General features: G+C 55.9%; 37 protein-coding genes. 36 read left to right on the top strand and 1 reads right to left on the bottom strand.

Annotation, left to right across the window (positions count from 1 at the left end; translation table 11 throughout):
- Positions 1-46: 46 nt before the first annotated feature.
- The 24 genes from H8F21_RS13620 (at position 47) to H8F21_RS13505 (ending at position 15,389) form a co-directional block, all read left to right on the top strand.
- Complete coding sequence (locus H8F21_RS13620; RefSeq protein WP_203584540.1) at positions 47-493, top strand: hypothetical protein; 447 nt, start codon at positions 47-49, stop codon at positions 491-493.
- A gap of 138 nt (positions 494-631) precedes the next feature.
- Positions 632-1,078 (top strand): hypothetical protein, encoded by a 447-nt coding sequence (locus tag H8F21_RS13615; protein WP_203584539.1) that lies wholly within the window; start codon positions 632-634, stop codon positions 1,076-1,078.
- Between the two features lie 38 nt (positions 1,079-1,116).
- A complete protein-coding gene (locus H8F21_RS13610) occupies positions 1,117-1,551 on the top strand; it encodes a hypothetical protein (RefSeq protein ID WP_203584538.1) in 435 nt (144 codons plus the stop codon).
- 97 nt (positions 1,552-1,648) lie between these two features.
- Positions 1,649-2,140: a hypothetical protein gene (locus tag H8F21_RS13605; protein WP_203584537.1), complete on the top strand. Its 492-nt coding sequence runs from the start codon at positions 1,649-1,651 to the stop codon at positions 2,138-2,140.
- Positions 2,141-2,239: 99 nt separating this feature from the next.
- Positions 2,240-3,070 (top strand): RNA polymerase sigma factor RpoH, encoded by an 831-nt coding sequence (gene rpoH, locus H8F21_RS13600; protein WP_203584776.1) that lies wholly within the window; start codon positions 2,240-2,242, stop codon positions 3,068-3,070.
- A 28-nt stretch (positions 3,071-3,098) separates the two neighbouring features.
- Positions 3,099-3,374: a hypothetical protein gene (locus tag H8F21_RS13595; protein ID WP_203584536.1), complete on the top strand. Its 276-nt coding sequence runs from the start codon at positions 3,099-3,101 to the stop codon at positions 3,372-3,374.
- Between the two features lie 139 nt (positions 3,375-3,513).
- Complete coding sequence (locus H8F21_RS13590) at positions 3,514-3,837, top strand: hypothetical protein (protein ID WP_203584535.1); 324 nt, start codon at positions 3,514-3,516, stop codon at positions 3,835-3,837.
- Positions 3,838-4,054: 217 nt separating this feature from the next.
- Positions 4,055-4,552, top strand: coding sequence for a hypothetical protein (locus tag H8F21_RS13585; RefSeq protein WP_203584534.1), 498 nt, complete (start codon positions 4,055-4,057; stop codon positions 4,550-4,552).
- Positions 4,553-4,698: 146 nt separating this feature from the next.
- On the top strand, positions 4,699-5,019 hold the full coding sequence (locus H8F21_RS13580; RefSeq protein ID WP_203584533.1) for a hypothetical protein: 321 nt from the start codon (positions 4,699-4,701) through the stop codon (positions 5,017-5,019).
- A gap of 26 nt (positions 5,020-5,045) precedes the next feature.
- A complete protein-coding gene (locus H8F21_RS13575; RefSeq protein ID WP_203584532.1) occupies positions 5,046-5,489 on the top strand; it encodes a hypothetical protein in 444 nt (147 codons plus the stop codon).
- Between the two features lie 201 nt (positions 5,490-5,690).
- Complete coding sequence (locus tag H8F21_RS30015; RefSeq protein ID WP_413243034.1) at positions 5,691-6,710, top strand: Ig-like domain-containing protein; 1,020 nt, start codon at positions 5,691-5,693, stop codon at positions 6,708-6,710.
- A 263-nt stretch (positions 6,711-6,973) separates the two neighbouring features.
- Entirely contained in the window at positions 6,974-7,432 is a 459-nt protein-coding gene (locus H8F21_RS13565; RefSeq protein WP_236043010.1) for a GntR family transcriptional regulator, read from the top strand.
- Positions 7,425-7,775 carry a hypothetical protein gene (locus H8F21_RS13560; protein ID WP_203584529.1) on the top strand — a complete coding sequence of 117 codons (351 nt, stop codon included), beginning with the start codon at positions 7,425-7,427 and terminating at the stop codon, positions 7,773-7,775. Before H8F21_RS13565 ends, H8F21_RS13560 begins: the two co-directional genes overlap by 8 nt.
- 166 nt (positions 7,776-7,941) lie before the next feature.
- Positions 7,942-8,370, top strand: a complete 429-nt coding sequence (locus H8F21_RS13555; RefSeq protein ID WP_203584528.1) for a hypothetical protein — start codon at positions 7,942-7,944, stop codon at positions 8,368-8,370.
- A gap of 164 nt (positions 8,371-8,534) precedes the next feature.
- On the top strand, positions 8,535-8,780 hold the full coding sequence (locus H8F21_RS13550; RefSeq protein WP_203584527.1) for a hypothetical protein: 246 nt from the start codon (positions 8,535-8,537) through the stop codon (positions 8,778-8,780).
- A gap of 27 nt (positions 8,781-8,807) precedes the next feature.
- Positions 8,808-9,353: a hypothetical protein gene (locus H8F21_RS13545; protein WP_203584526.1), complete on the top strand. Its 546-nt coding sequence runs from the start codon at positions 8,808-8,810 to the stop codon at positions 9,351-9,353.
- A gap of 201 nt (positions 9,354-9,554) precedes the next feature.
- Positions 9,555-10,073, top strand: coding sequence for a hypothetical protein (locus tag H8F21_RS13540; RefSeq protein ID WP_203584525.1), 519 nt, complete (start codon positions 9,555-9,557; stop codon positions 10,071-10,073).
- Between the two features lie 64 nt (positions 10,074-10,137).
- On the top strand, positions 10,138-10,620 hold the full coding sequence (locus H8F21_RS13535) for a hypothetical protein (protein WP_203584524.1): 483 nt from the start codon (positions 10,138-10,140) through the stop codon (positions 10,618-10,620).
- A 2-nt stretch (positions 10,621-10,622) separates the two neighbouring features.
- The gene (locus tag H8F21_RS13530) at positions 10,623-10,991 is read left to right on the top strand and encodes a hypothetical protein (protein WP_203584523.1); all 369 of its coding nucleotides are present in this window, start codon (positions 10,623-10,625) and stop codon (positions 10,989-10,991) included.
- 21 nt (positions 10,992-11,012) lie between these two features.
- Positions 11,013-11,432 carry a hypothetical protein gene (locus tag H8F21_RS13525; RefSeq protein ID WP_203584522.1) on the top strand — a complete coding sequence of 140 codons (420 nt, stop codon included), beginning with the start codon at positions 11,013-11,015 and terminating at the stop codon, positions 11,430-11,432.
- Positions 11,433-11,520: 88 nt separating this feature from the next.
- On the top strand, positions 11,521-11,937 hold the full coding sequence (locus H8F21_RS13520) for a hypothetical protein (RefSeq protein WP_203584521.1): 417 nt from the start codon (positions 11,521-11,523) through the stop codon (positions 11,935-11,937).
- Positions 11,934-13,874, top strand: coding sequence for an AAA family ATPase (locus H8F21_RS13515; RefSeq protein ID WP_203584520.1), 1,941 nt, complete (start codon positions 11,934-11,936; stop codon positions 13,872-13,874). Before H8F21_RS13520 ends, H8F21_RS13515 begins: the two co-directional genes overlap by 4 nt.
- A 71-nt stretch (positions 13,875-13,945) precedes the next feature.
- A complete protein-coding gene (locus H8F21_RS13510) occupies positions 13,946-14,500 on the top strand; it encodes a hypothetical protein (RefSeq protein ID WP_203584519.1) in 555 nt (184 codons plus the stop codon).
- A 250-nt stretch (positions 14,501-14,750) separates the two neighbouring features.
- Positions 14,751-15,389 carry a hypothetical protein gene (locus H8F21_RS13505; RefSeq protein WP_203584518.1) on the top strand — a complete coding sequence of 213 codons (639 nt, stop codon included), beginning with the start codon at positions 14,751-14,753 and terminating at the stop codon, positions 15,387-15,389.
- A gap of 136 nt (positions 15,390-15,525) precedes the next feature.
- Here the strand turns inward: H8F21_RS13505 and H8F21_RS13500 are convergent, their stop codons facing one another.
- Positions 15,526-16,332, bottom strand: coding sequence for a cold-shock protein (locus H8F21_RS13500; RefSeq protein WP_203584517.1), 807 nt, complete (start codon positions 16,330-16,332; stop codon positions 15,526-15,528).
- A 199-nt stretch (positions 16,333-16,531) separates the two neighbouring features.
- On the opposite strand from H8F21_RS13500, the gene H8F21_RS13495 reads away from it, so the two are divergent.
- From H8F21_RS13495 to H8F21_RS29565, 12 genes are all read left to right on the top strand, one after another.
- Complete coding sequence (locus H8F21_RS13495; protein ID WP_203584516.1) at positions 16,532-16,993, top strand: hypothetical protein; 462 nt, start codon at positions 16,532-16,534, stop codon at positions 16,991-16,993.
- A gap of 45 nt (positions 16,994-17,038) precedes the next feature.
- Positions 17,039-17,416: a hypothetical protein gene (locus tag H8F21_RS13490; protein WP_203584515.1), complete on the top strand. Its 378-nt coding sequence runs from the start codon at positions 17,039-17,041 to the stop codon at positions 17,414-17,416.
- Positions 17,417-17,824: 408 nt separating this feature from the next.
- Entirely contained in the window at positions 17,825-18,079 is a 255-nt protein-coding gene (locus tag H8F21_RS13485) for a hypothetical protein (RefSeq protein ID WP_203584514.1), read from the top strand.
- A 36-nt stretch (positions 18,080-18,115) separates the two neighbouring features.
- On the top strand, positions 18,116-18,598 hold the full coding sequence (locus H8F21_RS13480; protein ID WP_203584513.1) for a J domain-containing protein: 483 nt from the start codon (positions 18,116-18,118) through the stop codon (positions 18,596-18,598).
- A 94-nt stretch (positions 18,599-18,692) separates the two neighbouring features.
- The gene (locus tag H8F21_RS13475; protein ID WP_203584512.1) at positions 18,693-19,115 is read left to right on the top strand and encodes a hypothetical protein; all 423 of its coding nucleotides are present in this window, start codon (positions 18,693-18,695) and stop codon (positions 19,113-19,115) included.
- 235 nt (positions 19,116-19,350) lie between these two features.
- The gene (locus H8F21_RS13470; RefSeq protein ID WP_203584511.1) at positions 19,351-19,707 is read left to right on the top strand and encodes a hypothetical protein; all 357 of its coding nucleotides are present in this window, start codon (positions 19,351-19,353) and stop codon (positions 19,705-19,707) included.
- Positions 19,704-21,368 (top strand): SNF2-related protein, encoded by a 1,665-nt coding sequence (locus H8F21_RS13465; protein WP_203584510.1) that lies wholly within the window; start codon positions 19,704-19,706, stop codon positions 21,366-21,368. The genes H8F21_RS13470 and H8F21_RS13465 overlap by 4 nt, the downstream gene beginning before the upstream one ends.
- Before the next feature lie 72 nt (positions 21,369-21,440).
- A complete protein-coding gene (locus H8F21_RS13460) occupies positions 21,441-21,974 on the top strand; it encodes a hypothetical protein (RefSeq protein WP_203584509.1) in 534 nt (177 codons plus the stop codon).
- A gap of 64 nt (positions 21,975-22,038) precedes the next feature.
- Positions 22,039-22,530, top strand: a complete 492-nt coding sequence (locus H8F21_RS13455; protein ID WP_203584508.1) for a hypothetical protein — start codon at positions 22,039-22,041, stop codon at positions 22,528-22,530.
- A 154-nt stretch (positions 22,531-22,684) separates the two neighbouring features.
- On the top strand, positions 22,685-23,335 hold the full coding sequence (locus H8F21_RS13450) for a hypothetical protein (protein WP_203584507.1): 651 nt from the start codon (positions 22,685-22,687) through the stop codon (positions 23,333-23,335).
- A 225-nt stretch (positions 23,336-23,560) separates the two neighbouring features.
- Positions 23,561-23,863: a hypothetical protein gene (locus H8F21_RS13445; RefSeq protein ID WP_203584506.1), complete on the top strand. Its 303-nt coding sequence runs from the start codon at positions 23,561-23,563 to the stop codon at positions 23,861-23,863.
- A gap of 19 nt (positions 23,864-23,882) precedes the next feature.
- Complete coding sequence (locus H8F21_RS29565) at positions 23,883-24,305, top strand: DUF6283 family protein (RefSeq protein ID WP_236043009.1); 423 nt, start codon at positions 23,883-23,885, stop codon at positions 24,303-24,305.
- The last annotated feature ends 98 nt before the right edge of the window (positions 24,306-24,403 follow it).

Raw genomic sequence — 24,403 nt, 5'->3', positions numbered from 1 at the left:
GTCAAACCTATCGTCTCCATCAACACTGTGAGAGTGAGCACTGATCATGAAATACCTGTTCTGCAATCGCGTTAACTTCACCTGGGGCACCATCGCCCTGAGTTTCATTATCTCGAATCTGGTAATCACTGCATTGCTGGCACTTAACCTGTTCAAAGAGGACCCGAACAGTTCATTGGCGATCGTCGCAGCGACACTACTCGTGTCACCGGCGATGTTCATGGCTCGAAAACGCTGGTATCCAGAAGCACATGAAGCGTGTCACTGGGCGATCAAATTGGTAGATGCCCGCGTCTTCTCGACAGTCATCGTTTTTGACCTCCTGGCCCGTTCATCGAGCTCGCTTGCCTTGTCCATGATGATCTCGTTTTCGGACTTCAAACCTGTAATTGTGCATGCCGTGTCGCTTGCGGTGTATGTCGTCGCGGCTGTCATAATCGGACGTTATCTGTCCCAGCGCATTCTGCCTTCTAAAGCGCTGGCTACCTCGTAAGCCTGTACTGAGTGCTCCCCGAACTTTGGAGACCCCAGTTTGGGTAGCACTCATCACATTTCGGCTACTAGACTGCCCGCAATTTCGGGAACAACAACGGTAGATCTGAAGGTAATGAGCACAAAGAGTACTCGGATAATGAACGGTGTAGCCTTGCTCGCAATGTTTGCGACATCCGCTGCCCTCGGCTGGGTTAAGTACAAGTCCAGTCTTGACCAATATCCGAACGACATGTGGTGGTGGGAAGGAAGCGTAGGTGAGAACACCGTCGCTCTTGACGGTGATCAGGACTTACTCACCTCCGATGGCTTCTTCCTGGTTCTTGATGGTGGACCAGAGCTGAAACCCGGTGACAGCTTCTACGTTCTCCATGCCACCAATGACCACTCACAGGGCATGACCTATCACTGCGCAAGCCGGGACCGGGATCGTTGCTACCCCATCAGCCAGGTCATTACGTTCCCTATGGATACCTTCACACTCAACCAAGGGCTCGTTGCGGCTAAGCCCGCCAGCCAATCTCACATTGATTATGTACAGCAGGTCGTAGAGTCCACTGGACACTCTTCCAGCAGCCGTAGCTAATCAACTGCTCCAATCTCTAGAGCCAGAGGAATCCCGATATGCAACAGCCCGCCACGTTCGAAACTGGCCAGACTGTCTTGGTCACTTCCCAATCGCGGAATCCAAGTGAGCTTGGCTATGCCGAAGCTCTCGCCATGGTCGGCCATATTTGTGTGATCAATGCCGATAACGGCGATCTGGGTGTCAGCGTTCTTGACCCTGCGATGAAAACTGCCTGGGTGTTTGGGCGGACCGAACTCACGCCCTGCCCTCGGCTCTCAAATGACGAACTGCGCGCGATCAAGCTCATGGCTATGGGCAATCGAGCAGAGCCCGTGCCCGGGCCGCGGATCGCAATAGGCGGCAACCCTGTGTGCGACGTACAGGCAATCTGTAATCTCGCAACGCTTGGGCTGGTAGCTCAGGTGCCTGGAACGAATTCATGGGCAACCACTTCTACTGGGGCGCGACTTGCCATTAAGGCCGCAGCGTAGCTTCAAGCCGGGTGAAAAAGTAATTGCGGGTGGTGGCTTCTGGCACACGATGGCCGCCCCCAAAATTCCCTCATCAACTTAATTGAGGGAAGCAACCATGGATCTGATCGACAACATCAAACGCTCCAAGATGGCTGGCGTAGAGTTCAAACGGTTCAAGTCAGCCAAGGGCTTGGATGGTCGTATCTGGTCAGCGGACCTGTACTTGAATGGCCGCAAGCTCGGTGAGCTGGTGGTGGAAGGTTTCGGCCCACTTGCTACTAATGTCTCGAGTGACGACGTTTCGGCGGCAGCAACAGCACTCAAAGGGGCCGGGTACGTATTGGAGGCGCCGGATGAAGAATTCCCCGTCCCAGTTCCACCGGGTGACTTCGGTTACTTCGAAACTGCTCTAGGCTTCATGGCGGCCGAGGTTGAAGACCTCAAGGCGTTAAAGAAGAAAGCCAAGGTCAAGACCATGTTCGAGCTGACTGATGGAATGTGCTGCGAAATCAAAGCACCATTCACCACTCTCATCGGCGACCAAATCCGTAAAGAATATGGCAACCGCTTGAAATGCATCACCAACGAAGAGCTTGCCGCTCTCTGACAACAGCAGCCCGCCACGAAGGCGGGCCCACCTCCCCCGTAAGGAATTGCTCCATTGAACTCCATCACCTTGTCTAGCGCGGCGGCAGCTCAGATCCCCATGGTCCCCGGATCCAACGTTGATGCTTATCTGGCCGTGCTGAACACGATCCCGATCATGAGCGCGGAAGAGGAGCACTCCCTTGCCGTCCGATTGGCCGAACGCCAAGACGTCGAAGCCGCTCGCCAGCTGGTCGCTTCGCAGCTTCGATTTGTAGTGCGTGTTGCAAAGGGCTATGTGGGCTTTGGGTTGCCTCTCGGCGACTTGATCCAAGAAGGCAATGTTGGCCTGATGAAAGCCGTCAAGCGCTTCAACGTCGCTGCACAGGTGCGTCTGATGACCTTTGCCGCCCACCATATCAAGGCAGAGATCCATGAGTTTATTCTGCGCAACGGTAGGATGGTCCGCCTGGCCACCACGAAGGCCCAGCGAAAGCTCTACTTCAATCTGCGAAAGCAAGAGCGATCGCGCACCTGGCTCACTCAGGACGAAATTCATCACATCGCTGAGACTCTCAATGTGAGTGTCCGTGACGTCCGGGAGATGGAATGCCGTATGGCCGGCAATGATACGTCCTTCGACCCTGCCGCCGATGCCGATGACGAGACAGCATTCCTGACCCCGGCTCACCAACTCGCTGACCACCGCTATGATCCGGCCCGACAGTATGAATCTGACGCTGAATCCGATGGCTTGTCTGGCGATCTGCACGCGGCCCTGGAGAGCTTGGATGACCGCAGCAAGGACATCCTGACACAGCGTTTCCTCGGCAATAGCAAAGCCACTCTGCACGACCTCGCGGCGCAGTACAAAGTCTCTGCTGAGCGAATCCGTCAAATCGAAAAACAGGCGCTCGCCAAGCTCAAAGTCGCCATGCCGATGGCAGCCTGACCCTAGACACGGACCCGAGGCGCGGACTATGGAACTCAAAGATCGAATTCAACTGGCCAGGTGGCTCAAGTGCGGTGCGACCCTGGCGGAGGTCGAGGATGCGTCGCACGTCGGGCTTGTCGACAACACGCGCTTTACAGCAGTTGCAGTACGAGCCTACAAGCTGCTCTGGACCTGGTCGGCCCCACGCTTCGTCGGAGAAGCCGGCCATGTTCAAGAGCGCTACTACGACCGCTGCGGCCGTGCCGCATACAATCGCCGGCTGGAACGGGCACTGGCCATCACAAAACAGCTTTTAGCTTGACCCTGCAGATTCCCATCGCACAGGGCTTCTTCATCGGAGCCCACCTCTTCCATGCACCTATTCGCCTCGCCGCCGTAGCGTTCTGAAGGGACACGTGCCAGCATGAAATGGTTGCTCTCGCGACTATGCTGGAGGTCCCGTGTCAGATCCCGCACTCTCCGGCGCCATCTGTGTGGTGCTCTCCTGTACCCCGGTTCTGGCGCAAGACCCCGCCCGAGGTTGCATCCTGTTGAACCCTGTTCAGCCAAACACGCTGTACGCCCAGGACCTTGAGTTCAATGACCTGTGTAGCCAGGACGGGAAAGTGATCAGCATCGTCAATGTTGATAATTCCCGAAGCTGGGAAGGCAAGATCGTCCCTCCCTATAATCGGGTGAGGATGAGTGCCAAGGGCGAAGCGACAGAAACCCAGGTCACTTTCAGAACCCCGACTGCAACCTACCAGGTTCGTATCAAACCCTAATTGTCAGTTCTTCCTGGTCTAGGACGTGCTCTCCCCCCAGCGCACCTTGTTAAACAGACGCCTTACATGGGCGCAGCGAGGACTCGGCTCCGACTGGAGGGTTTTGTTACATTCGCCCCATTAAATTCTGATACAGCGTTTTGGGTTGTGTAATCGCGGCCCCCTTCCTACCATCGTGGTTGCATTACCATAGCAACCTAATTTGAGGGTTTGAATCTTGAAGAACGAAGCACCAAAGTTACCTGCTGGTGAATGGAAGCAACAAGTCGCGGACCTGTCGGCAATCATCCCACTAACGATCGCCATCGTGATCACGACTCTGTTCAGTAGTTCGGACCCCAACGCAAAAAGCCTGGCTCAAGTGGTATTCGCTGTCGTAGTAACCACAACGATGATCACCGCAATTGTTTCAATCTTGATCATTAACCGTGCTCTGGCGCGGAGTCGGGTCGATGTCACCAGTCTGAAACCCTGCGTTTCAAACGAACGCAAACGGGTTTGGCTTTTAGGTGTTTGGTGCCTGCTTGCGTTTGCAATCACGTTAGCGCAACCATTCGCACTCATGTCGAGAATGGGCCTAGACCCAGGCACGGTGGTAATGGTCAGTCGCTCACTTACCTTTGCTCTCGATCTGGCTATGATCAGTGTTACTGCGATCATGCTTTCTCTTTACCGCATGCCGGCGACAGATGAATCGGCACCTGCGGAAGCATAGCCCCGCCCTTTAGACGGTCTGAACTGGCCGTCTACACTTCCCCGCATGGGCTGGTGATCCCAACCCATGCTTAGTTGCTGCGTCGGTGGTAGTGGCACATCCAATCGGGCTGTTCAATGTGGCAAATCCCACAATGAGTTGCCGTTATGCGCCACGATCCAGATCAAACCATCGAAGTCATGTCGACCTACACTGCCCAGGCAGTTGGCCACCGCGGGCGTACAGTTCGTCTGAACGGTGGTAAGGTGCCCCTCGCGACAGCGACCTACAACCGCAGCCAGGACGATAAGACCAAGGAGCAGGTGGCCGCCCGGATTGCAGCCCTCTGGAACCTGGCTAAGGGTTCGAGTACAGCTGATATCGAGGCTCTAGTAGACAATGGGATCACCTTGTCAAAGATGGTTTCCATGGCTTTAGAAAATCACTCTGAGCATGCTTCTGGCACACCTCGTGCCGGCCAACAATAGGCTCATCGACTCATAGGTGAACCGTCATGACCGCAGCAGCCAATCAAGCCCCGCTATTTGTTTCCCCCCTCCTGGTAAGCATCGGGATCAACGATCTTTCAAAGATTGTTGCCCAAACCTACGATCCGCAGCCCCAGATCAACAAGCGGTCCATCACCTACCGGGAACAAACAACCGCGTACTTTGACGACGTCGAAGCGCAGCTGCGCTTAGTCGTGCGATTGACCGTAGAGAGCAAGAAGCGCGGCACCAAGCGGGTGCCGATTCCAAATAGCTTCCCAAGCGTAAGTATCAGTCGGTTGGAAGGCTACGACCCCGAGAAGAACACCTGGGGAACATTGAGCCATACCACCGAATACCCACAAGAACCTTCGCCGGACGAGGCCTGGGAAGCTCACAAGCAGCTCGAGGCCATCCGTTCGACAATGAAACAAGACAGTCGCTACAACTGGTACCCAGTCGCCAGGTAGCACTCACTTTTCGGCATTCAAAAGCAGGGCTTCCCGCCCTGCCTCCCCGGCATCGTTCTTTTCCTTCAGATAGCTGTATATCCCTAGAATCACTGTATATCGTATACGATTATAGATATTGATTTTGTTATACCGTTTTGGATTGCGATTAATACAAAATGGTGCGAACCTCGATGCCGATTTCACTATTCCGGTATTCGTATGCGTCTTGGTAGCGGCAATCGGTATGAGCCACAGTCTCATACGGTCATGCGTTCTCTGGTGCAGGGCGCCCTGGCTTGTGCACTTCTGGTTGCTCCCGCCATCTCGGGGGCACAGAGCACCTGGGAGAAGATTCGAATCTCAGGTGCCGGTGCCAACGGGTGGCAGCCCGTAGTGTGCGCCAACGGGACTGGCTGGCAATCATGCGAGATGCCAATCAACATCGTCCTTGCCGCGGCCCCGCCATCCATTCCAGCAAATGGCTCGATGACGACGATCACCGCCACGCTTACTGATCACTACGGCGTAAGCATCGGAGCCGGCACACAAGTCCATTGGCAGACAACCCTCGGGACATTAGATGCGCCCACTACAGAGACTGACGAAGACGGTGTGGCGACAGTCCACCTCAAATCTGTTCCCGTGATTGCAAACGCAACAGTCACAGCAACCTCCTCCGAGGGCGGCTTAGCCACAATCCTGATCCCTTTCTCGGACTATTGGGTAGCCATCGCCTCGGTCTATACGGCGTGGGCCAATAACGGCGCCCCGTACAACTGTTCGGCATGGTCGCCGGCCGCAAACACTGTCGCTGCAGGCACGTCCTTCACACAGAGCGCGAGCTGCAATCAAGCGCAGATTGCATATCGACAGGATCGACAACAGAGTCCCATCACTGGGGCAATTCGAAACGTTGGCGGCCCAGTTCCTCTGTCCCAGGTCATCAATGTCACAGCAACACACTCGACCGTTGGGACCATGCCACCGCCAAAACCGACGACCCCATGGAGTGAATGTAAGTTCGACATGGAATGGCATGGCATGACATTTAGCGGCCAGTACTTTTGGGTGGTTAGCGGATATGATTTCGATTCGGTCGTGTGGGACACTGCCGGTATGGCCCCTACAGCTTGGGTGCCAGCTGGGACCACCAAAGTGACTGTTGATGGCGTCACCTATTACCGAGGTGACTGGGTTCAAACACAGGACGGAGCAAGACAGCACCAAATTTGCCGTTGAGTGGCAGTTCTGTTTCCTAGGGCGAGCAGGCGGCGTAATGCCGCCTAATGCATGAATCCACCCCCAGCAGTGCCCCAAGGGTGGCCGACTTGGTCACCCGCGCCACCCACTGGCAGCATTGACCCACATTCACCTGCACATCCCCCGAAGCGTAAAAAGGATGTCGAGCAAGGTTCTCGGATTCTGAGGGGCCATTTTGGCTTTTCTTCAACCGATCCTGAGTTCATCATGCCCTATAACACATGAATCCTCAGGAGCATCAATTGGAAGCGTTGTCCAACGCCACCCCTACCGAGCGGCTTAACCCGCCCCGCCAAGAGGTTGCCCCGCTCAAGCAATTGAACTCCCAGGACTCACTGCAACCTTCAGCAGTTAGCAATGTGATCGAGGAGCATCTGCGGGATGAAATCCTCACCGGGAAGCTGAAGCCAGGCACACGGATCAAGCAGCAAAAGCTCGCACATTCGTTCAATGTAAGTCGCATGCCTGTTCGAGAGGCGCTGCGTAGGCTTGAAGGCCAAGGCCTGCTGGTTGGTGAGTTCTATAAGGGTTACGTGGTATCGCCTGATGCTGCCTTGGCAGATCTATCGATGCGACTGCGCCCTCTCCAGGGCCTTTATGCCCAACTTACTAGCGATGAAGCCCGCAAGGCATTCGAAACCGAGGTTCTGCGGCTTCTACGTGGAGACGACTTCAATAGTGCGACCCCTCCCGATGAGTAATTACTGCTACCGAATTGTTCTCGCCGCGTTTCTCGGCCTGCCGGCCACCTATGCAGCCGCGGACCCGGTCATTGTGCGCAACCTTCAAGGGATTGCGGCCGGCATGGCCAGCCCGGTGGTTCTGAAGGTCGAAGGGTCTGACGCTAATTGCACTTTCATGGGTCATCTGGTGCATTTGGCACCCGGGACCCCTGATGAAAAGTGGGTGATAAAAGCTGAGCAGCGCACCTGCCTTAAGTCCAAGGCTGGGGATTTGACTATCTCTCGTGTTCAGGCGCTTGTCCCACTGAATGCCCTACCGGTTAAGAGGAATAGCGCGCTCAGCCTTTACTTAAGGGATTGAGCCCGGCATCAAAGCCATTGACCAAGGCCCGAAATAGTTTCCGCATGCGAAAACATTTGGGCACAGAGATCTCGCTGAAGAATGAAATCCTAAACCCACAAACCTATGTCCGCTCGACTGACGGACACCGTCATGGGGCATTTTAGAGGCCCCGAAGAGGAGAGTTATGGCACCCGATGTAAATAAGCAAACCATGAACCGCGCAATAAGTGGCGTCCTGACGTACTCGACAATTGTTTGTGGCCTCACTCTGGTTATCGGATCAATGATCCCAGAGAACGTCGCGAGTTACCTGCCCCATTGCTGGATCTTGATCGCGGCTATGGTGGGGAACACGAGCAACAAAACACTGAAGGCTGCGTTTGCTAGCCCAGTGATGGGTGTTGTAGGGATAGCTTCCGGCCTCGTATTCGCCGGGGCCTACTTCATCCTGGCTTATGAGCTCTTCGGCGCAATGGACCTCTCCCAAGCAATGGGCACCCTAAAAGACACGGCCGTTGTCCTTGGCGCGGTCGCTATCGTGGTGTTCTCTAACATCGTTGCACACCAAATTGCCAAGCGGCTGTTCGGTAAGAGTTTAGCTACTTGGATTTAAGGCCTGCGCTTCAACCTGTCTATGGGAATGCACCCATACGGTAGCCTGGAATAAATGGCCATCGGCACAGGCTGTTGAGCACAAATCGTGCACCAATCCTTACCGCTGGTGGCACACCACAACCCAAGGGAAGATACACCTCACGCTTTTCAGGAGTTTCAAAGATGCACCGCACCACCACTCTGCTGCTGGCAGCCGCCACGTCAGCTGCAACCTTCAAACTGTTGGCGAAGACCCTGGGCCAGGGTGAGAACGTAGTTCTTGCGACCGCTCACATGGCCCAACAGGATTTGATTGCCCTGGAGGCCCATGCCCTCGCAACCGGCGTGGACCTCTCCAACCACCCCCTGGTTGGCATGGTACCGGGCACACGCCCGGATAATTTCAATACCGCTGTGGTCCCGGCATAGCGGTTGATCAATAGTTGAGGCCAGTCCATGGAACAGACTGATCAACGGGTCGCTAGAGCGACCTGGTCCCAGAAACTGGTTACCTACTATTTCGTCGACGTGGACATGCTGGCAACGGCTATCCACGGAGCCCTGCCCAAGACTGCCCGTGACGCTCACAGGACCAAGGATATTGCTGCCCTACTGACGAGCGATCTCGCACTGTTCCCCGAGCGTGCTGCTGGCTGGTACCGGACTGACGGAGACAAGGAGTTTCTGGGGGTGCACATTTTTGTGCGCCGCTACAGCAAATGGATGAAGCTGCTTGGGGCATCGCTAGGCTTCCAGGTCGAGTCGATGCTGATCGAAGATGAGTGGGTAGACGATCCCAGGTATACGGAGCTCCAGGCCGTTATCTGGGGGCTGATGGATCGCGTTCGTGCGGACCTTAAGGCTGCCCGGGAGATCACTTCGCCAGAGGCAATAGAGGCAGCATTCAACACGGTGAGGCGTTCGGTTTCTGCAGGCGAACCCCCGCACCAAACCCATGTTCGCGCATCGCGGATCACCCGGGGCCTACGCCTGATCAGCTGACCGCTTGGCTTCAGTGAGAATTCCGCGGCCCGCGTTTGGGTTGCAGCCAACGACCATTCCGATAGCTTAGGGGCATATTGCTGCGAGAATTCTCCAGCTGATATCCACCGAGGCACTCTATATGTCACAACACAGCCATTACTTGGACGCCACCGAACCCAAGCCAAAACCGGGATTCCGCGGCGCTTGGTCGGCCTGAGCATGGGCGAAGTCACCGCTAACTCCTACCCGCCCACTGAATGGGCTTCAGCCTGCCGAATTCAAAAGATCGAGGCCCAAGAAGCCTATGGGTCAGGAGTGGCCTGCTTGGCGATGGTCACCGGGCAAGACTATAGCTCAGCTCGACAAGCCTTCGTTAAGGCCGGACTGGCCCAACGCCGCGGCGGAAAGGTCGGGCTGTCGACCAACATGGCCGAGATGTCCGCAGTGATCACCATTGGCGGTCTGGCTAACACCCCACGCAAGTGGGCCGGCTGGAATCAGTTCCGAGGTCTGGGAATAATCAAGATTCGGTACCGGACAGAAGGAAGGGATCGCTGGTACTGGGCCGTCGCGTTCACCCATAGAGAATACGGCGTCGTGCTCTTCGACCCCCACGACTCACTTCCTTCTTTCCGCTGCGCCCCCATGGACGTCCTGATGCATGAGTTCGACAAATATGAGGTCGTCGGGAAGTGGCTACAGGTCGAAAACATCCATGCAGTCGATGACGATGCATAGTGCAACCGGTGTTGGCACGCGCCTGGCTGGTACAGACTGGCTCCATCATTTCAAGGAGCCAGGCATGCAATATCCAACACAACTCCAGCTGAAAACGCTGTACGAGGCCAACGAAGAGATCATCCAGCACTTGAGCCAGCAGCCGATCATTTCCGCAGAGGACCTGCAGGGCAGACACAAGAACGTCCTGACCCGGCTGGCTAGCGATTACTGGGGGTGTTTGTCGCCCGAAGCTCGCGAGGCATTGCTTGAACACCCTCACCATTTCGTGCGTAGCTCTGCGGTTATCGGCCAGCAAGATTTGGCCAAGGTGCTCGCCGGCGACATCCAGGCGCTGAACGCGCAACAACTCCGGCTGCGCAGGCAAGACCTTGCTCGGCGCGCGGAAGAAATGGGAACGGACGAGGCCCTACAGGAATCAATACTGACACAAGGATCTCAGGCCAACAGTGACATGGTCTGCATCAATGTTGAGCTGCACGCAGTTCGCACGCGCTTGACCTCACTCGGTTACCCCGAGCCCCCCGCCAACTTCATCTGGATCTGATTATGGGAATGCAAACCAGCCACCGCGCCAGCAGCATTTGCGCGATTCAGGTACATACCCGCTCTGCGCCGCGACGCCTCAGGATTCGCCCAGTCTTCGCTCGACATAGCCGGGCAACATCTGCTCAGGACTGCGCTGTAGCTGCGGCTGAAATTGCCAGTTTCCTGCGCCAGCAGTTGCCATCCCAATGGCTTGTAGAAGGTGCGGACGCATTCAATTTTGAACTTGCCGGGATAGTCGACGGCCTTGAGGCGATCACCCCGGTCGCCTACCCTGCCGACCCGCCTGATCAGGCCCTGGACGAGCTAAACGAACAACTGGCCCGGCTTCTAGACTGGGCTGACGACCTCGGGATTACGATGGTTGCGTAATCCCTGGGGCCTAGTGCACTTTTGACCGGTTTGAAAGCAATTCAGTTAAACTTGGCAGCAATGTCCTGGCGCTCATTTGGCTTCATCGTTCTTGAAATGCTTCAGGCGCTCGATTATCCATCCACCAGGATCGATGCAATGAACTTCCTTGCAACACTACCGAGCCATACCTACTGGACCTTGAAGTTCCTCCGTCGAATGCAGGTCGTGTCCTTGGTCGCCCCGTTGATTCTCATGGGTACCGGCATTATCACGCAGGCATGGGTTTTCACCCTGGCGATGATTCCTCCGTTTATCGTGCTTTGGTGGTGGATTCGTATGGAGCGTCGACTCTTGATAGATCTTCATGCGCGCCATCAAAAGATCATGAGTGCCTTCAATTTGGAAGCCGCCCAGGTTTTAAGCTGTTGTTCACCAGCTGGGTCCAACGACGCCCCCTGAGCCTGGTTACTACTCACCGGAAAATGCCTGCTGCTTCTGCCACACTCTCCTATGGGGCAGAATGTCTCCATCCTTCCAAGGCATTTCCATGGCTATCCAACCAATCGAACCTGCTGTACACGAGATGCGCACAGCTGCTGAGCTAGCCGTGTTTCGGCTTTACGGTTTTCTCGGTGCCGGCGCTCGACTGCACAAGGCTCTCGACGCCCTTGTCGGCACCCAGACCACAGTGGCTTGCCCAATCAAGGATAGTCCGCACGTCTTCAAGGTTTCGGTGCTTGAGCGCCGGCCAGGCGCCCCTTTGCAACTACAAGTTGTACACGCACCTGACTATGATGGCGTGCACGAGCGGGTGAACAGCCCCCCACACACACCTGGTCACTGGACCGCCATTCTGGAAGCTGCCATCGTAAACGGCCCCTTTACCCTCGCGGCACTTACGGTTGAGGGCCGAAAAGTAGATCTGAACACAGTACCCGAGCAGCAAGACAGCAATCCACGATGACCCCGAAGACCACCCTTTACCTTCCGCTAAGCGAGCAGAGCGCCGAAACTCTGGCTGCCTATGAGGCTCGGCCAGCCGACATTTTGGCTCAGTGGTCGGTGCACGAGATTGCCTGCGCCTCTGTAATTCAGAACGCGGCCTCGTTCGCGGGCCAGTCACTTCGGTTGGACAAGACGGAAAAGGCCCTGGCTGAGTTGATTTCTATTGGCCTGCAGGTAGACGCCTCTAAGGGTTCGGGCGAGTTCGCCACGTTGATGGCCGCCCGGTTCAATCGGGAAAGCTTCAAAGCCGGGCTTGGCGATCTTCAGAGGATCCCTGCCAGGTTGCTCAACCCGGAACAGATCGATGATGGTGGATACGTCCTCCCGAGTGGAGAGTGGAACTTCCACTACAAGATCCAATTGTCAGAGAAGCTGAACCCCTTCACCGAGGATTTCTCGACCCGCGAGGGCAAGACATTCACCCTGACAAGCCAGCAAGCTCGGACCTTCCGGGTTTTCCAGACGGAGCCGGACGAAAGCATGGACGTCCAGGCCCTGGCCGGGACGGGGAAGACCTTCATGATCGAGCGGATGGTCGACAGCTTGAGCCGTTACCGCCCGCTCCTGCTGGCATACACGCAGGTCCAACTCCAAGCCTTGATGTCTCGAATCGGTGCTGAGCGCGTTGTGGGGATGACGTTTGGCCAACTCGCGACGGAATGTCTCGAACGAGACCAAACCAAACCCAATCGCCGGGGCGGGAAGCGCGCCTGGTCGACATATCAAATGACCCCGTCCGTGGTGGCTGAACGCCTCGCGCTGGGGCCAGTTGGAACGATGGCACCTTGGCAGGTCGCGCAGACATGTAACCGCATGGTGATGCGCTTTTGTTTCGGCAAGGACCCTGAGATCGATAAACGCCACATCCCGGCTCTGGATACGAACTTCAGTGATTTGGACAAGCTAGCGCTGGTCCAGTACGCACAGCGTTTCTGGCAGCAAACGATCGAACCGACTGATCAGAAACTGGAGTTACCTTTACGCGGCTATCACCGAATCAAGCACCTCGCGCTTGCTCACGACGCGTTTATTGATCCGAGCTATACCCACATCATCATCGACGAGAGCCACGATCTGACTTGGCCGATGTGCTCATTCCTCGACCGATGCCCTCAGCCTGTCATCACACTAGGCGATGCATGCCAACGGCTCGATGGCAACTTGAGCAAGCGATCACCAGCTACCCGCAATCGCGAAGTAGTGCACTCCATCCGCGCCGGCCGACAGATTGAGGGAGTCATCAATACTCTAATCGACCAGAACCCCGTAGTTAACGTGGGTCACCTGGAAGGCAGCCGTGAGCGGGATACGAAGGTTGTCTTCTACGACAGCGCAGAGATTCCTACAGAGCCCACGACGATCCTCTGCAATTCTGAATGGGGATTGTTTGAATGGTTTCAGCGGCTGGGTAATGCCGGCGCGAAGTTCAGCCTTCTGCCCGGGGCGGACAAAGCTTTCAGGCTGTTCGTACTGGATTGCGTTGAACTGTTCAACAACAAGGTTCGGCCGAGCCACAGCGCCCTGTTCAAGTACACCAGCTGGTCATCCCTACGCAAGGACATGGCAAAGGACGACTCAGCCTTCATCCGCATCGAGCGCATGCTGAAGAAGGGATACAAGTCGACCGACTTTGAAGCATCGCTGCAGTGGCTCGACAGTACAGGCAAGGCACCTCTAAAACTAGGCAGGGTATCGGATGCACGCAACGCAGAGGTCAACACTGTTATGCTCGCGCCCGATCTACTGTCATCGATCGAACCTGGTGATAAGCAAGGCGCTGCTCGGGCGCTGGCCGCAATCTATACGGGTGGCACCCGGGCACGTTACAAGCTGATCGTCCCTGGCGAAGTCCGAGATTGGGCTTCCGATCTGGCAGCTATAGCCAACCGATTTTAGTGCTCGCCTGGTTCTGGCACGCACTAACCTACTCCAACCTGAGTGTTCACCAAATAACTCAGGAACATCGCATGACTAACCAGCCCCGCGGCGACAAATTCGCTACCCAGATCCTTGCAAGCGGATGGGGTGCTGATCAAGACCAAACTCCTGAAAACCCTGAAGTTGTACCATTTTGGCTTTATTCGCACGGCTATCACTGCGGTAGCCGATTGATGGCGCAGCTGCAAAAGGACGTGTACGACAACGGGATTCCGCGCGAGGAGCTGGCCGGTCTGCCTGCCGACCCAGGAACAGCTTATAAAGCTGCTCTACAGCACTATGAACGCACCGTTGATAGCCAGAAAGAAGGTCAGCATCAGCGGTTGATTGCTGTCATGTTCAACTACACCAGAAGCTCAAAGCTGTGGGCGGTTCTAGCGAACCACAAGCATGCCCACGGTACTCACATTGTTCTACTCGATTGGTTCACTCGATCCAACGTGCATGTCCTGGTTCAAACGGCCGTCCTCCAACCTACGCCCCTTACACCAGAACAAGTAGCCGCTGCGGGCAAGCTGGCAATGGATAATCACCTCGCGAAATTCCCAAATGACGTTCCTCGCCCGAGGACAGCCCAGAACTGAATTCCGAAGGCGTGATTTGGATGGTCAGCTATTAGCCAGTGATGGTTTAATTCTCTTGCCCCGGGGTGGGCGCGAGACTCTACTGCTTCACGGCCTTTGTGCAAGTTGCTGAAGATTCGAAAGCCTTCGGGCATCCCCATAGTTCATAAGCCCATGCCCACCCCGGCATGGGCTTTTTGGTTTTGGGGTTCTGGCACATCTACATCCAACTCAAGATGGCCTCATTGAACAGATCACCAGGACTCTTGAGATGACTACTGCGCCAAGCGAATCGACATCCACCATGCCACCTAAACTCGATGTACGCGAAACAGAGATGCTGGGCACGCGCGTCCGCGCTGCTTGCTTCGATGCTCTGGCTTGCTCCGACATGAACTACTCCGCAGCCGGCATCACGTTTGAGCGTGATGGAAGGTTCACTAAGGCCAAGCACAGTGGTTTCACTGTTGTCTCAATGATGGGGCGATTTTCTAAGGGTCAGCTCTTGCAAGCCCTTCGCAGGAATATCGCCGACAGCGCCCGCGCCGTTGCAAGCGACGTCTTCGATCAACTCAAGCGTGACCTTAAGCTGCCCCGTGGCCACGTGATTGGTTTCGATGTTGCGGCCAGCCTGCACCAGGTTGAGCACCGTGGTAGTCGCCGGCTGACTGCCCATGTGTTTCGTCCACCAGGCGCGGTTTGTCGGGCATTCTACGGGGAGATCAACATTGACCTATACGCTTGCCAGGCACAAATCTCTCTGAAGGAGGGCGAGCTTTGGGGTGACGGCTCTTCGCTGCTAAACGGCGAAAACCTCAATCTGCAGGCAGACACCTACAGTGAGCTGTGTGTGTTGATCGCCGAAGCATTCAACAGGGTGACCTCACCACAATTGCTAACCAAGCTCTGAAACCTCGATTGAAAAACGATAGGGTGTTTTGGCTGGTCATTCTGAATTAAGGCGTTACTCTGTAGGTCAGGCAGCAGGATGTTGCCTGAGTCCATTGCGTTAAGTAATCGCCCCCCAAGGTGTTGTGCCGGATGACCTACTCCCCAAGGTCATCCGGTTTTTTTTTGCCTGGAGCACTGCTCGATGAGAGACGCTCATTCACAAACGCCGCGGCTTTCCTCCAGAAAAACAGGCCTGTCAGGCCGAGAATCTTGAGAAGTGTTCTGGACCAAGAGAGTAGAAGACCTACCACAAGCGTCACTTTCTCAGGCTCGATCAGCCGGGTTTCTGTGGCATCAATTGCCCATGCATCGCTTTGTGGTGCTTGCTTGCTCTCCCACCACTCGCGAAGCATAAGCATTCGGTTTTCCGAGTCAGCGATGGCTGCAGGGTCGGAACTGGTAGTCACAACCTGTACAACGGCAAAATCCCCGTAGAACCGATGCATCGTCCAGCGATAATTGCTACACGCCGCACTGCCTGTGAACTTCTCCATTCTTGCGTTCAACACTGCGTTTGCACCGAACTCCCGCGCCTTTCCTTTCAGCAGCTCACGTGCCTGATTTGGGTCATTGGACTGGCCCCATCCGCTTCCCGTGCCCAGGACTACTTCCATGCCCTTTGGAGGTCCCCCTTTCGACCAAACGAAGTCGCTCGGATCCACATAGATAAGAGTGGATGCTGTACCTGGTACAACCTGGGTTGCTTTTGAGCCTCGTGGAGTGGGGACAGGGATGAATGAAACCCGCTGACCGGTTCCCAGCGCCGCGCCGCCTACCACCTCACTCTGGTGGAAAAAATAGTGCTCGCCATCGTCACCAGAAACAAACCCATACCCTTTGGCCTGGACGAAGCTAACCACTTCACCTTCGATACTGCCGGCAGCGATGTTTTCCTGAGGCATGAATAGCATCCTTCAATTCCGAGCTGAGGATTCTACCTGTTATGAACAGCTACAGGCCTCTGGATGCTTGTGATCTGTCCGTCTACATAGCAGCGGAACTATGAGCCCTCCCCCGGACGAAAATAATCTTGGGGAGGCTTCTGGCACACCAGGGCAGGCATGAATATGGCTCCAGTAATCAAGCACTGGAGCTACTCACATGTCGAACATCCAATACCCCTACCATCCTGCCACCGGCCTGCGCTTGGTAAAGACCATTGATTTTGTGCCCGCCGGCGTAGCCCAGGACATTATCAAGCTTGATGGTGAGATCCAGTATGAGGAGGCCGGGGGCTCAACCATGCACTGGGACAATGCCGAAGGTCAGCGGCTGGGCGGCAACACCTTTCTGGCCGACGAAGACGGCAATGAGTGCCTCTCAAGCGAGGCTGTCTGGAGTGCTGTAGAGGCCGATAGCATTCCCATAGAGGTCCCTGGCGATCATTCCTCGGTCACAATGCCGAACTCTCTACGAGCGCAACTCCAAGAGCTGGCAAGTGCCGCCCGGGAGGTCGTACTCGACAGTGAGCAGGGATCAGATGCGAAGGCCTCCTCCAGCGCCTTGAAAGCTCTCCTCCAGCAGCACGGATTGTGGGAAGACTTTGAGCCCAATGAAGCCTAACCATTAATCAACTCGGGGCCAAAAATGGCCCCGCCTGGAGACAAAATGTCAGCACTCCCCCTACAACCGAAAAGGGACATCCCCTATTCCCACGTCATGATCTTCAGCGATGTCCGAATGGAGGAAAAGGTATCTGAGGGAATCATCGGCCCGCTCTTCTTCACGTCCGAGAGTGAAGCGCTGATGCGCATCACCGGCTATTTCCTGCCGCGTGTTGAAGAGTATGAGGAATTACAGGAGGCCTGCCTGGGCGCGCTGGCAGCCATTGGCCTGGACGAGACTGAGCCCAATGGCTCGCTATCACTGAGCAGGCTTGGGGAGCTGCCGGTGAGCGCTCTACAGGAGCTGTGTAGCACCTACGTTCAGGTCCGAGCCGCTGACGGCTACCAGTGTTTCTATTGCGTTGAACAAATTCCTGACTGAGAGATGGAATGCAACGGCGGCAATCCACGGGTGACGTCGAGAAGCGAAGGCTGTTCGAGGTGACATCTCAACCATAGGCCAGCGACCCGCGCCAGTGGCTAAGGTTTGCCGACGCCTGGTCCTCTATGGCTGTTCCGCCAACCCACGCAGGAGCCGATCCCCAGGCCCAGCAATAACAGGCCCAGGATACCTAGCCTTGACAGCCCCAGCTGGGGCAGGAAAACCACGATTATGGCACCCATGCAGACCAAGAACGTCACGGCGTAGATGGTGCCGATCCGCATGCCTCGCTTTGCCCGTTCTGCGTCCATGACTACGACCCATACCCTAAAAACGTATAGGTACTTTGGCTGGTGGCACGCCAGCATCCCATCGACAATCCTACTACCAACTTGCGAGGGGACGGAAATGGCATTCGAGCTGAAACGCTTTCTTGAGTTCACCGGCACCGTGGCGGGGATTGCCGGGGCAGTACTACTGTCGTTGAATGTCAGCTATTCGCCCTACGGGTATGTCCTCTTCTTGTTCAGCAGTCTGTTGCTTGCTGGTCACGCGCGCATAATCCGCGCCCGATGGCTGCTCATGCTGCAGGCCTGCTTCCTAATCACTATTATGAACGGGATATACCATTGGCTCTTGCTGCCGGTGATGGGCGGCCAATAGGCCGCTCCGACACACTCCATCAGACTCGAATCGACTATGCGCACTCACTATCATAATTTGCAGGTCCAGGAAGGCGCAGACCCTGCTGTCATCAAGGCCTCTTACAAAGCCTTGGCACAGCGGTATCACCCCGATCGGAACCCCGACAACCCGGATGAATCAGCCCGGATCTTTCGCATCATCACCGAGGCATATGAGGTCCTTTCGGACCCAGCAAAACGCCTCAAGTACGACGCGAACCTTCGGGCACAGCGTGAAGCAGCTGCAGCCGCGGCACCAAAGAAAATACCTCGCTCAGCATCTGATGCTGTTAAATACCCAGCCAGGCCCGTCAGCGCTGACGACCCCACCTTCATGTTCCGGCAGTTTGTTCAGCAACTGGAGCAGGTGATTAACCAGGTCGCATCCAACCCAAGGGTTCCTACTGCATTCCGATGGCTGCTATCACGGCCTTTGAGGTTGATTTTGCTGCTCCAGCTACTCCTCGCGGCGTACCTGTTCCGCGATGTCATTCTGTAGGTAGCCCTCACAAGGGCTCGAAAACCTCATAGGGCTTCTGCCACCTCGGTTACTGATGAATCATTGATCCATCAATGATTCAAGGGGCAAGCCCATGCAATCCAACAGCAGCACCCCCATCTCGGCTCAATATCCTGCAGGCGATATCGGCATGCCATCCGACGAGATCCTCGCCGAAGCAATCCGCAAGGAAATGTCAGTTGAAGCGATAAGCGCCGAACGCGAAACCCTGACTCAAGCATCTAAAGCCCGTTATGAGGCGGGTGATCGCACGGGGCTCCCTGCTCCATCAGGCCATTACATGGCGGGCGACGCCGCTGGAATGCTCGTACTCGACTGGATGACACAAGCAGAGCGAACGCGCTTTCATGTGCTGGCCCTGGCGCTCCCAACCTCCGGTGAAGAGCAAGAGGCAGCGCGGCTACGAATCCAGGCCCGCATCGCAGCACGCAGAGCCAACAAACGAGACGCAGGCGATCAAACACCACCGTCAGCGCCAGGCAAGCTATCGCATTGAGGCGAGATCCACAGCCAGTAGCAGAGCCTCACACCCTCCTTGCGCAACAACGCATTGGAATTGCAGATGTCTGATAGGGAATAGCGGACTAAATTTCGATGATGTGTTTTGGGTAGCGATCATTGGTCCGTTAAGGTGTACTGGGGTTAATAACAACCTTGGTACATCCCCTATGACAGCACACCCCGTTGAAGCCACAGGCAGCGATGAGCGCATAGTCGCTATCCGAAAGGCAATGGCCAAAGTAGCCCACTTTTGCAGCCACCAGCGCGTTGAAACAAGGGACGAGAAATTCGCTCAAACGCAGATGGAAACCTTGCTCACAGGGTCGGGTTTCACAGTGAAGCGCGAACATCGACTTTCTGATGCGGACATCCCTGACTTCCTCATATCCGAAGGCGGGTTCTCAATCGTCCTTGAGATGAAAACCCGTGCCAAACGAATGCAGATCTACCGACAGCTCGAACGTTACTCCAAGCACGAGGGTTTCGATGGCATTGTCCTGTTGAGCGGAACTGCCATGCAGATCCCTCCAATGATAGGCGACAAGCCAGCACTGTTTGCTTCGCTGGGCCGGGGGTGGCTGCGATGAGCTCTTACGGCCAACTCACCCTGACGGACAACAAGCGCACCTGGCTAATTCAAGGTCTTGTTCCGCACGTTGCGATTCGCCTCAAACAACTATTCCCCCGGGTCTCCAAGACGCAGGTGGATCTGTTCACTTTCCCTAATGACCTTGATCACTGTAGCGACCTCTCCTGGTTCACCAGCCGCTATCCGCTTGAAATTTCGGACTCGGACGCCCGCGCGCTGAGGAAAGGCCAGAAAGGGTATGTAGCCCGTAAGGCAGAGCTTGAGACGATCCTGCTGCCAGATTACGCCCCCTCTCCTTTTGCCGGCCTTAAGCCCGCCTGCCAGACCCGCCATTACCAGATGCAGGCAGCAGATCTGGCTCACGCCACCCGCACTCTTCTGCTAGCCGACGATATTGGGCTGGGCAAGACTGCAGCTACTGTGATGTGGCTTCTGAATCCTGCGTGCCGGCCAGGCCTTGTAATCGTGGAGACTCACTTGCAAGACCAGTGGAAGTCCAAGATTGAGGAGTTCTCAGACCTCACTGCGCATATCATCCGAACAGGGTCCCCATACGACTTGCCCGAAAGCGATGTCTACGTGATTACGTATGGCAAACTGGCGGGCTGGGTCGACCTCTTCAGAGAGCGCTTCTTCAAATCCGCGTGCTGGGATGAAATTCAGGGTCTGCGCAAAGGAACGGAAAGCATCAAGGGGGAATCATCGTTCGTCCTCGCTCAACATGTTGACTTCCGACTCGGGCTCTCAGCCACACCGGTCCATAACTATGGCATTGAGATCTTCAATATCTTCGAGATCCTGCAGTCCGATGTTCTGGGTAACCGCGTAGAGTTCATACGCGAATGGTGCACTGATGGTAAGCACGTCGCAGACTCGGCTGCACTCGGAGCCTATCTCCGGGAACAAAAGGTCTTCCTCCGCAGGCTCAGATCGGATGTAGGGCGGGAACTACCGAAGGTCAACACCATGGTGGAGGATATTGCTCACGACCAGAAAGCTCTTCGCTCCATTGAAGAACTGGCGAAAAAGCTAGCGATGCGCTACGAAATGGGTTCATTCGAAGAGCGTGGCCAGGCTGGACGAGAGCTAGATATGCTTGTTCGGCAGGCTACCGGCATATCCAAGGCCCGGGTCATTGCCCAATACGCCCGGATGTTCCTTGAGGACAATACGCCGATTGTGCTCGCGGGCTGGCACCGGGCGGTCTATGACATCTGGTTGTCCGAGCTGGCTGACTTCAACCCGGCTATGTACACAGGCTCCGAGTCCCCCGCGCAGAAGAAAGAAGCCAAGCGACGGTTCTTGGCGGGTGAAACGAACGTACTCATTCTCTCCCTGCATTCTGGAGCTGGCCTCGATGGCCTGCAGGACCGGTGCAGCGTAGTGCTGCACGGTGAGCTTGACTGGTCCCCGAAAGTACACGATCAACTAACAGGTCGCCTTGATCGAGATGGGCAGAAGAACCCAGTCCTATCTGTGTATCTGGTTTCGCAAGATGGCTCCGACCCGCCAATCATCGAGCTACTAGGGGTAAAAGCAGCACAAGCGGCCGGCATTACAGATCCGGGCCGAGTGTTCGAAGCGAACGTGCCTGATACCGGGCGCATGCGTTTGTTGGTCGATCGCTATTTGCCTAAGCAGACCCAGGAAGCAGCTTGAGGCTTTTGCCACACCGAGTTGCACCCAATCATGGGCGCACCCACTCACGAGGCACAGAAACGAGGTACACCCATGGAGCTTCTTCACTTTCAGCAAACCGACAACGGCACTTGCCGCGTCTACTACAAGGACGCTGCCAAAAAAATCGTGTGCTACAAACCCTCCCACATCCGGGGCCAGTACGCGCTCTTTGCATGTTCCCGCGATGGAGAACCCTCTCATGAAATCGCCCACCAGAACTTCAAAGTCGACTTTCTCCCGGTAGCTGAAGATGGAGCCACCGCAATCGAGTTCACGTCCTGGTATCTGGCGGCCGTCGGTGAGGGCCAACGGATCATCGCAACCTTCCACCCAGAGGTGTGGGTGGACGACTACGCGGTAGAAGTTGCCCCGGGGCCGACCAATATCGACGTAACCTCCGAGATTCTGCGGATGGGCAAGACCAAAGCCTTGCAACTGATCGACAACCACCACGACACAGATGAGCTTCGGATGGCAGTTGATTCCCCACAATGGGTTAAGGAATGGCCAGGTCCCCATCATGTCAGCTGCAATGACTCCATCCGTGAGTACTTCACCCTCGAAGCTTACGCCGCAGCGAGTTGATGAAATCAACCGGTCGACGGCACATTGCACCCGTCCAGAACTCAACCCTTACCAGGAAGCATGCGTGAAAAAACTATTACCCATTGGCCTTGCACTATCGCTGGTCAGCAGGGCGGCCCTTGCAGCCCTCCCTAACCCCGATCCGAGTGTTGCCTGCACCTACATGCAGTCTGAGGGGCTCATTACCGGTGAGTGGCGTGTCAGCAGCCCCGATGAAGCAGGCTGCAGCAGTCCCGCTAAAGATATCGGCGGCGGGACCCCACCGAACAACCTCGCTTACCTAGCCAACGGTGATGCGGCCGAAGCTCACACCCTTAGATTGGCACTGAACGTCAACCAGCCCCAGGCCCCCGCAATGGGCCTTCAGCTGCTGTTGCAGGCCTCTCATAGCCTCAGCGTAAAACTCACCGGGAAACGCATGCCACCCCAGCTTTCCAAAGCCATTACCTCCCGGGAAGGCAACGCTAGTGCGATGGTTGGCCAGGTCAACATCTCGGTAGTCCGGACTGACTGGCCGGGCAGTGACGGTTACAACCTGCAAGTGAGATTCGATTAAAGCTCTCGTTGGAAGCCCTCAGCTTAGGGCTTCTGACACACTACTCTCGGTCCGACAATTTACTTCATCAACCAATTGATCGAGGTTCAAAATGTCGTGCGCCGCCCAAGCATCTACTTCTCCGCTCCTTCACTCCGGCCTGCCACGTGAAGAGTTGATCCAATCAATCGCATTGCTCTATCAGCAGGCCATGCACGCTAAGTGCGCTGGGCAACCCCGCGATGTCCGTGAATACCACGTTCGTTTGGCAGCAGGCATTGTTGAGCGTGATTTCTACAGCATCGAGCACATATGCAATGGCCTGAATCAGGTCGGCAAGGACACTTTCTGCTTGGTCACCGGCCTTACACTGCCCCGTGCCCAGGGTGCTTCGCGGGAGGCCTTGCGAGAATGGTGTGGGGTCAAAGAGCTCGACGACAAGATCATGGCAGCTAACAACCGCCTGCTGACCGCGCACAAGTCAGCTGAATCCATCTTCAAAGAGAATACGCCAAGCATCATTGAGATGATCGAAGGCTGGTACAACGCCGGCTTTGTTGAGCTGATCAGCATGAACAAGCGCACTTACCTGGCCAACCGCGCGAAGACACAGGGGCAAGACCTCTCCACCCGAGGCCTCCACGCAGCAAAGTTCCGCCCGTACCTTGAGGCGTATCTTGAGCTGCAAGCGCTGCGTATTCAGAACGGTGAGATCACTGAACCTGTGTTCGTTACGGCCACGCCGGTGGCCGAGCCAGAGCCCCAACCTGTTGCAGAGAGAGCGCAGCAGTACAGCGTTCCCGAGCAGCAGGGATTCGAGTTCTAGAAGGTCCAGAAACGGAACCCCAACCTGGCATTTCAAACTACCCTAAGTATTTTGTTCGATCAGCTGGTAAGCGGCACAAAATGTAGTGTCGCAACATTTCCGGTCTATTAGCGATCGGGTTGGGGCGCATCTACAAGCGGATCAATGCCGAATGTGTGCCCGCATGCTGTTGGCACACCGCCAGGCGTTGGAAGATACGTCCACTCAATTTGGAATGTGTCCTTAATGAAGCCTTATGACTACGAAGCCCTTGACCAGCACGGATCGCCCTACATCCGTCCAGCCCGTATTATCTCCGAGCTCCCTTGGGTTCAACGCAAAGCCGCGCTAACGAAGGCGCTACCTCAGATTGGCAAGATCGTCGGCCTTGAACCAAAGCAGCACCTGTCCTTCGGGTTGCCCATCTTCAAAGCGTTTGGACTCAATGCCAAAGAAGCGCGTAAACATCCTCAAGCGAGCCTGCTGAAGCTCAGTGGCGCAGACATCAGTCTCGACCTGGTACCGGGCTACGGCAGCCTGGCCGAGTAGAAGGATCTCCACTATAACCATGAAGACCCCAACTGTTACTGAGGTGCGTCCGGCCGACTGGAACCACAATGTGGTCACTGTGACCGGCGGCACAGGGGCTCATTGCAAGCGGCCCTGTAAGCGATGCCCATGGCGCAAGGATGCAGTGGGTGAGTTCCCCGCGGATGCGTTCAGGCATTCAGCCAGCACCGCTTACGACATGGCACAGAGTACTTTCGGCTGCCACTCACGAGGAATTGAGCGGCCGGCGGTATGCGCTGGCTTCTTGATGGTCGGTGCGGCACACAACCTGCGAGTGCGGCTCAAGCAGATGAAGGGGGAGTGGCTTGACGCAACGGACGGTGGGCACGAGCTCTTTGAATCATACCGGGCGATGGCAGAGGCCAATGGCGTGCCGGCAGACGATCCGGCGTTAATTCCGTGCCGCAGCAAGCGAGACTGAGGCTTCTGGCACGACTAGTCCCCGCGCAACATAGCGATAGAACCTAATCCGGAGTTGTCGCTATGCTTCCACCACGCCTGCTTAATGGCATCACACGC

Source organism: Pseudomonas arcuscaelestis (genome assembly GCF_016881005.1).
GTDB lineage: Bacteria > Pseudomonadota > Gammaproteobacteria > Pseudomonadales > Pseudomonadaceae > Aquipseudomonas > Aquipseudomonas arcuscaelestis.
Note: the sequence above shows the minus strand (reverse complement) of the source record. Positions and strands in the feature narration are given on the sequence as shown.

Excerpts from the sequence above, each read along its gene's own strand:
- H8F21_RS13620 (WP_203584540.1), top strand. The coding sequence starts at position 47 with ATGAAATACCTGTTCTGCAATCGCGTTAACTTCACCTGGGGCACCATC.
- H8F21_RS13615 (WP_203584539.1), top strand. The coding sequence starts at position 632 with ATGAACGGTGTAGCCTTGCTCGCAATGTTTGCGACATCCGCTGCCCTC.
- H8F21_RS13610 (WP_203584538.1), top strand. The coding sequence starts at position 1,117 with ATGCAACAGCCCGCCACGTTCGAAACTGGCCAGACTGTCTTGGTCACT.
- H8F21_RS13605 (WP_203584537.1), top strand. The coding sequence starts at position 1,649 with ATGGATCTGATCGACAACATCAAACGCTCCAAGATGGCTGGCGTAGAG.
- rpoH (WP_203584776.1), top strand. The coding sequence starts at position 2,240 with ATGGTCCCCGGATCCAACGTTGATGCTTATCTGGCCGTGCTGAACACG.
- H8F21_RS13595 (WP_203584536.1), top strand. The coding sequence starts at position 3,099 with ATGGAACTCAAAGATCGAATTCAACTGGCCAGGTGGCTCAAGTGCGGT.
- H8F21_RS13580 (WP_203584533.1), top strand. The coding sequence starts at position 4,699 with ATGCGCCACGATCCAGATCAAACCATCGAAGTCATGTCGACCTACACT.
- H8F21_RS13575 (WP_203584532.1), top strand. The coding sequence starts at position 5,046 with ATGACCGCAGCAGCCAATCAAGCCCCGCTATTTGTTTCCCCCCTCCTG.
- H8F21_RS30015 (WP_413243034.1), top strand. The coding sequence starts at position 5,691 with ATGCGTCTTGGTAGCGGCAATCGGTATGAGCCACAGTCTCATACGGTC.
- H8F21_RS13560 (WP_203584529.1), top strand. The coding sequence starts at position 7,425 with ATGAGTAATTACTGCTACCGAATTGTTCTCGCCGCGTTTCTCGGCCTG.
- H8F21_RS13555 (WP_203584528.1), top strand. The coding sequence starts at position 7,942 with ATGGCACCCGATGTAAATAAGCAAACCATGAACCGCGCAATAAGTGGC.
- H8F21_RS13550 (WP_203584527.1), top strand. The coding sequence starts at position 8,535 with ATGCACCGCACCACCACTCTGCTGCTGGCAGCCGCCACGTCAGCTGCA.
- H8F21_RS13545 (WP_203584526.1), top strand. The coding sequence starts at position 8,808 with ATGGAACAGACTGATCAACGGGTCGCTAGAGCGACCTGGTCCCAGAAA.
- H8F21_RS13540 (WP_203584525.1), top strand. The coding sequence starts at position 9,555 with ATGGGCGAAGTCACCGCTAACTCCTACCCGCCCACTGAATGGGCTTCA.
- H8F21_RS13535 (WP_203584524.1), top strand. The coding sequence starts at position 10,138 with ATGCAATATCCAACACAACTCCAGCTGAAAACGCTGTACGAGGCCAAC.
- H8F21_RS13530 (WP_203584523.1), top strand. The coding sequence starts at position 10,623 with ATGGGAATGCAAACCAGCCACCGCGCCAGCAGCATTTGCGCGATTCAG.
- H8F21_RS13520 (WP_203584521.1), top strand. The coding sequence starts at position 11,521 with ATGGCTATCCAACCAATCGAACCTGCTGTACACGAGATGCGCACAGCT.
- H8F21_RS13515 (WP_203584520.1), top strand. The coding sequence starts at position 11,934 with ATGACCCCGAAGACCACCCTTTACCTTCCGCTAAGCGAGCAGAGCGCC.
- H8F21_RS13510 (WP_203584519.1), top strand. The coding sequence starts at position 13,946 with ATGACTAACCAGCCCCGCGGCGACAAATTCGCTACCCAGATCCTTGCA.
- H8F21_RS13505 (WP_203584518.1), top strand. The coding sequence starts at position 14,751 with ATGACTACTGCGCCAAGCGAATCGACATCCACCATGCCACCTAAACTC.
- H8F21_RS13500 (WP_203584517.1), bottom strand. The coding sequence starts at position 16,332 with ATGCCTCAGGAAAACATCGCTGCCGGCAGTATCGAAGGTGAAGTGGTT.
- H8F21_RS13495 (WP_203584516.1), top strand. The coding sequence starts at position 16,532 with ATGTCGAACATCCAATACCCCTACCATCCTGCCACCGGCCTGCGCTTG.
- H8F21_RS13490 (WP_203584515.1), top strand. The coding sequence starts at position 17,039 with ATGTCAGCACTCCCCCTACAACCGAAAAGGGACATCCCCTATTCCCAC.
- H8F21_RS13485 (WP_203584514.1), top strand. The coding sequence starts at position 17,825 with ATGGCATTCGAGCTGAAACGCTTTCTTGAGTTCACCGGCACCGTGGCG.
- H8F21_RS13480 (WP_203584513.1), top strand. The coding sequence starts at position 18,116 with ATGCGCACTCACTATCATAATTTGCAGGTCCAGGAAGGCGCAGACCCT.
- H8F21_RS13475 (WP_203584512.1), top strand. The coding sequence starts at position 18,693 with ATGCAATCCAACAGCAGCACCCCCATCTCGGCTCAATATCCTGCAGGC.
- H8F21_RS13470 (WP_203584511.1), top strand. The coding sequence starts at position 19,351 with ATGGCCAAAGTAGCCCACTTTTGCAGCCACCAGCGCGTTGAAACAAGG.
- H8F21_RS13465 (WP_203584510.1), top strand. The coding sequence starts at position 19,704 with ATGAGCTCTTACGGCCAACTCACCCTGACGGACAACAAGCGCACCTGG.
- H8F21_RS13460 (WP_203584509.1), top strand. The coding sequence starts at position 21,441 with ATGGAGCTTCTTCACTTTCAGCAAACCGACAACGGCACTTGCCGCGTC.
- H8F21_RS13445 (WP_203584506.1), top strand. The coding sequence starts at position 23,561 with ATGAAGCCTTATGACTACGAAGCCCTTGACCAGCACGGATCGCCCTAC.
- H8F21_RS29565 (WP_236043009.1), top strand. The coding sequence starts at position 23,883 with ATGAAGACCCCAACTGTTACTGAGGTGCGTCCGGCCGACTGGAACCAC.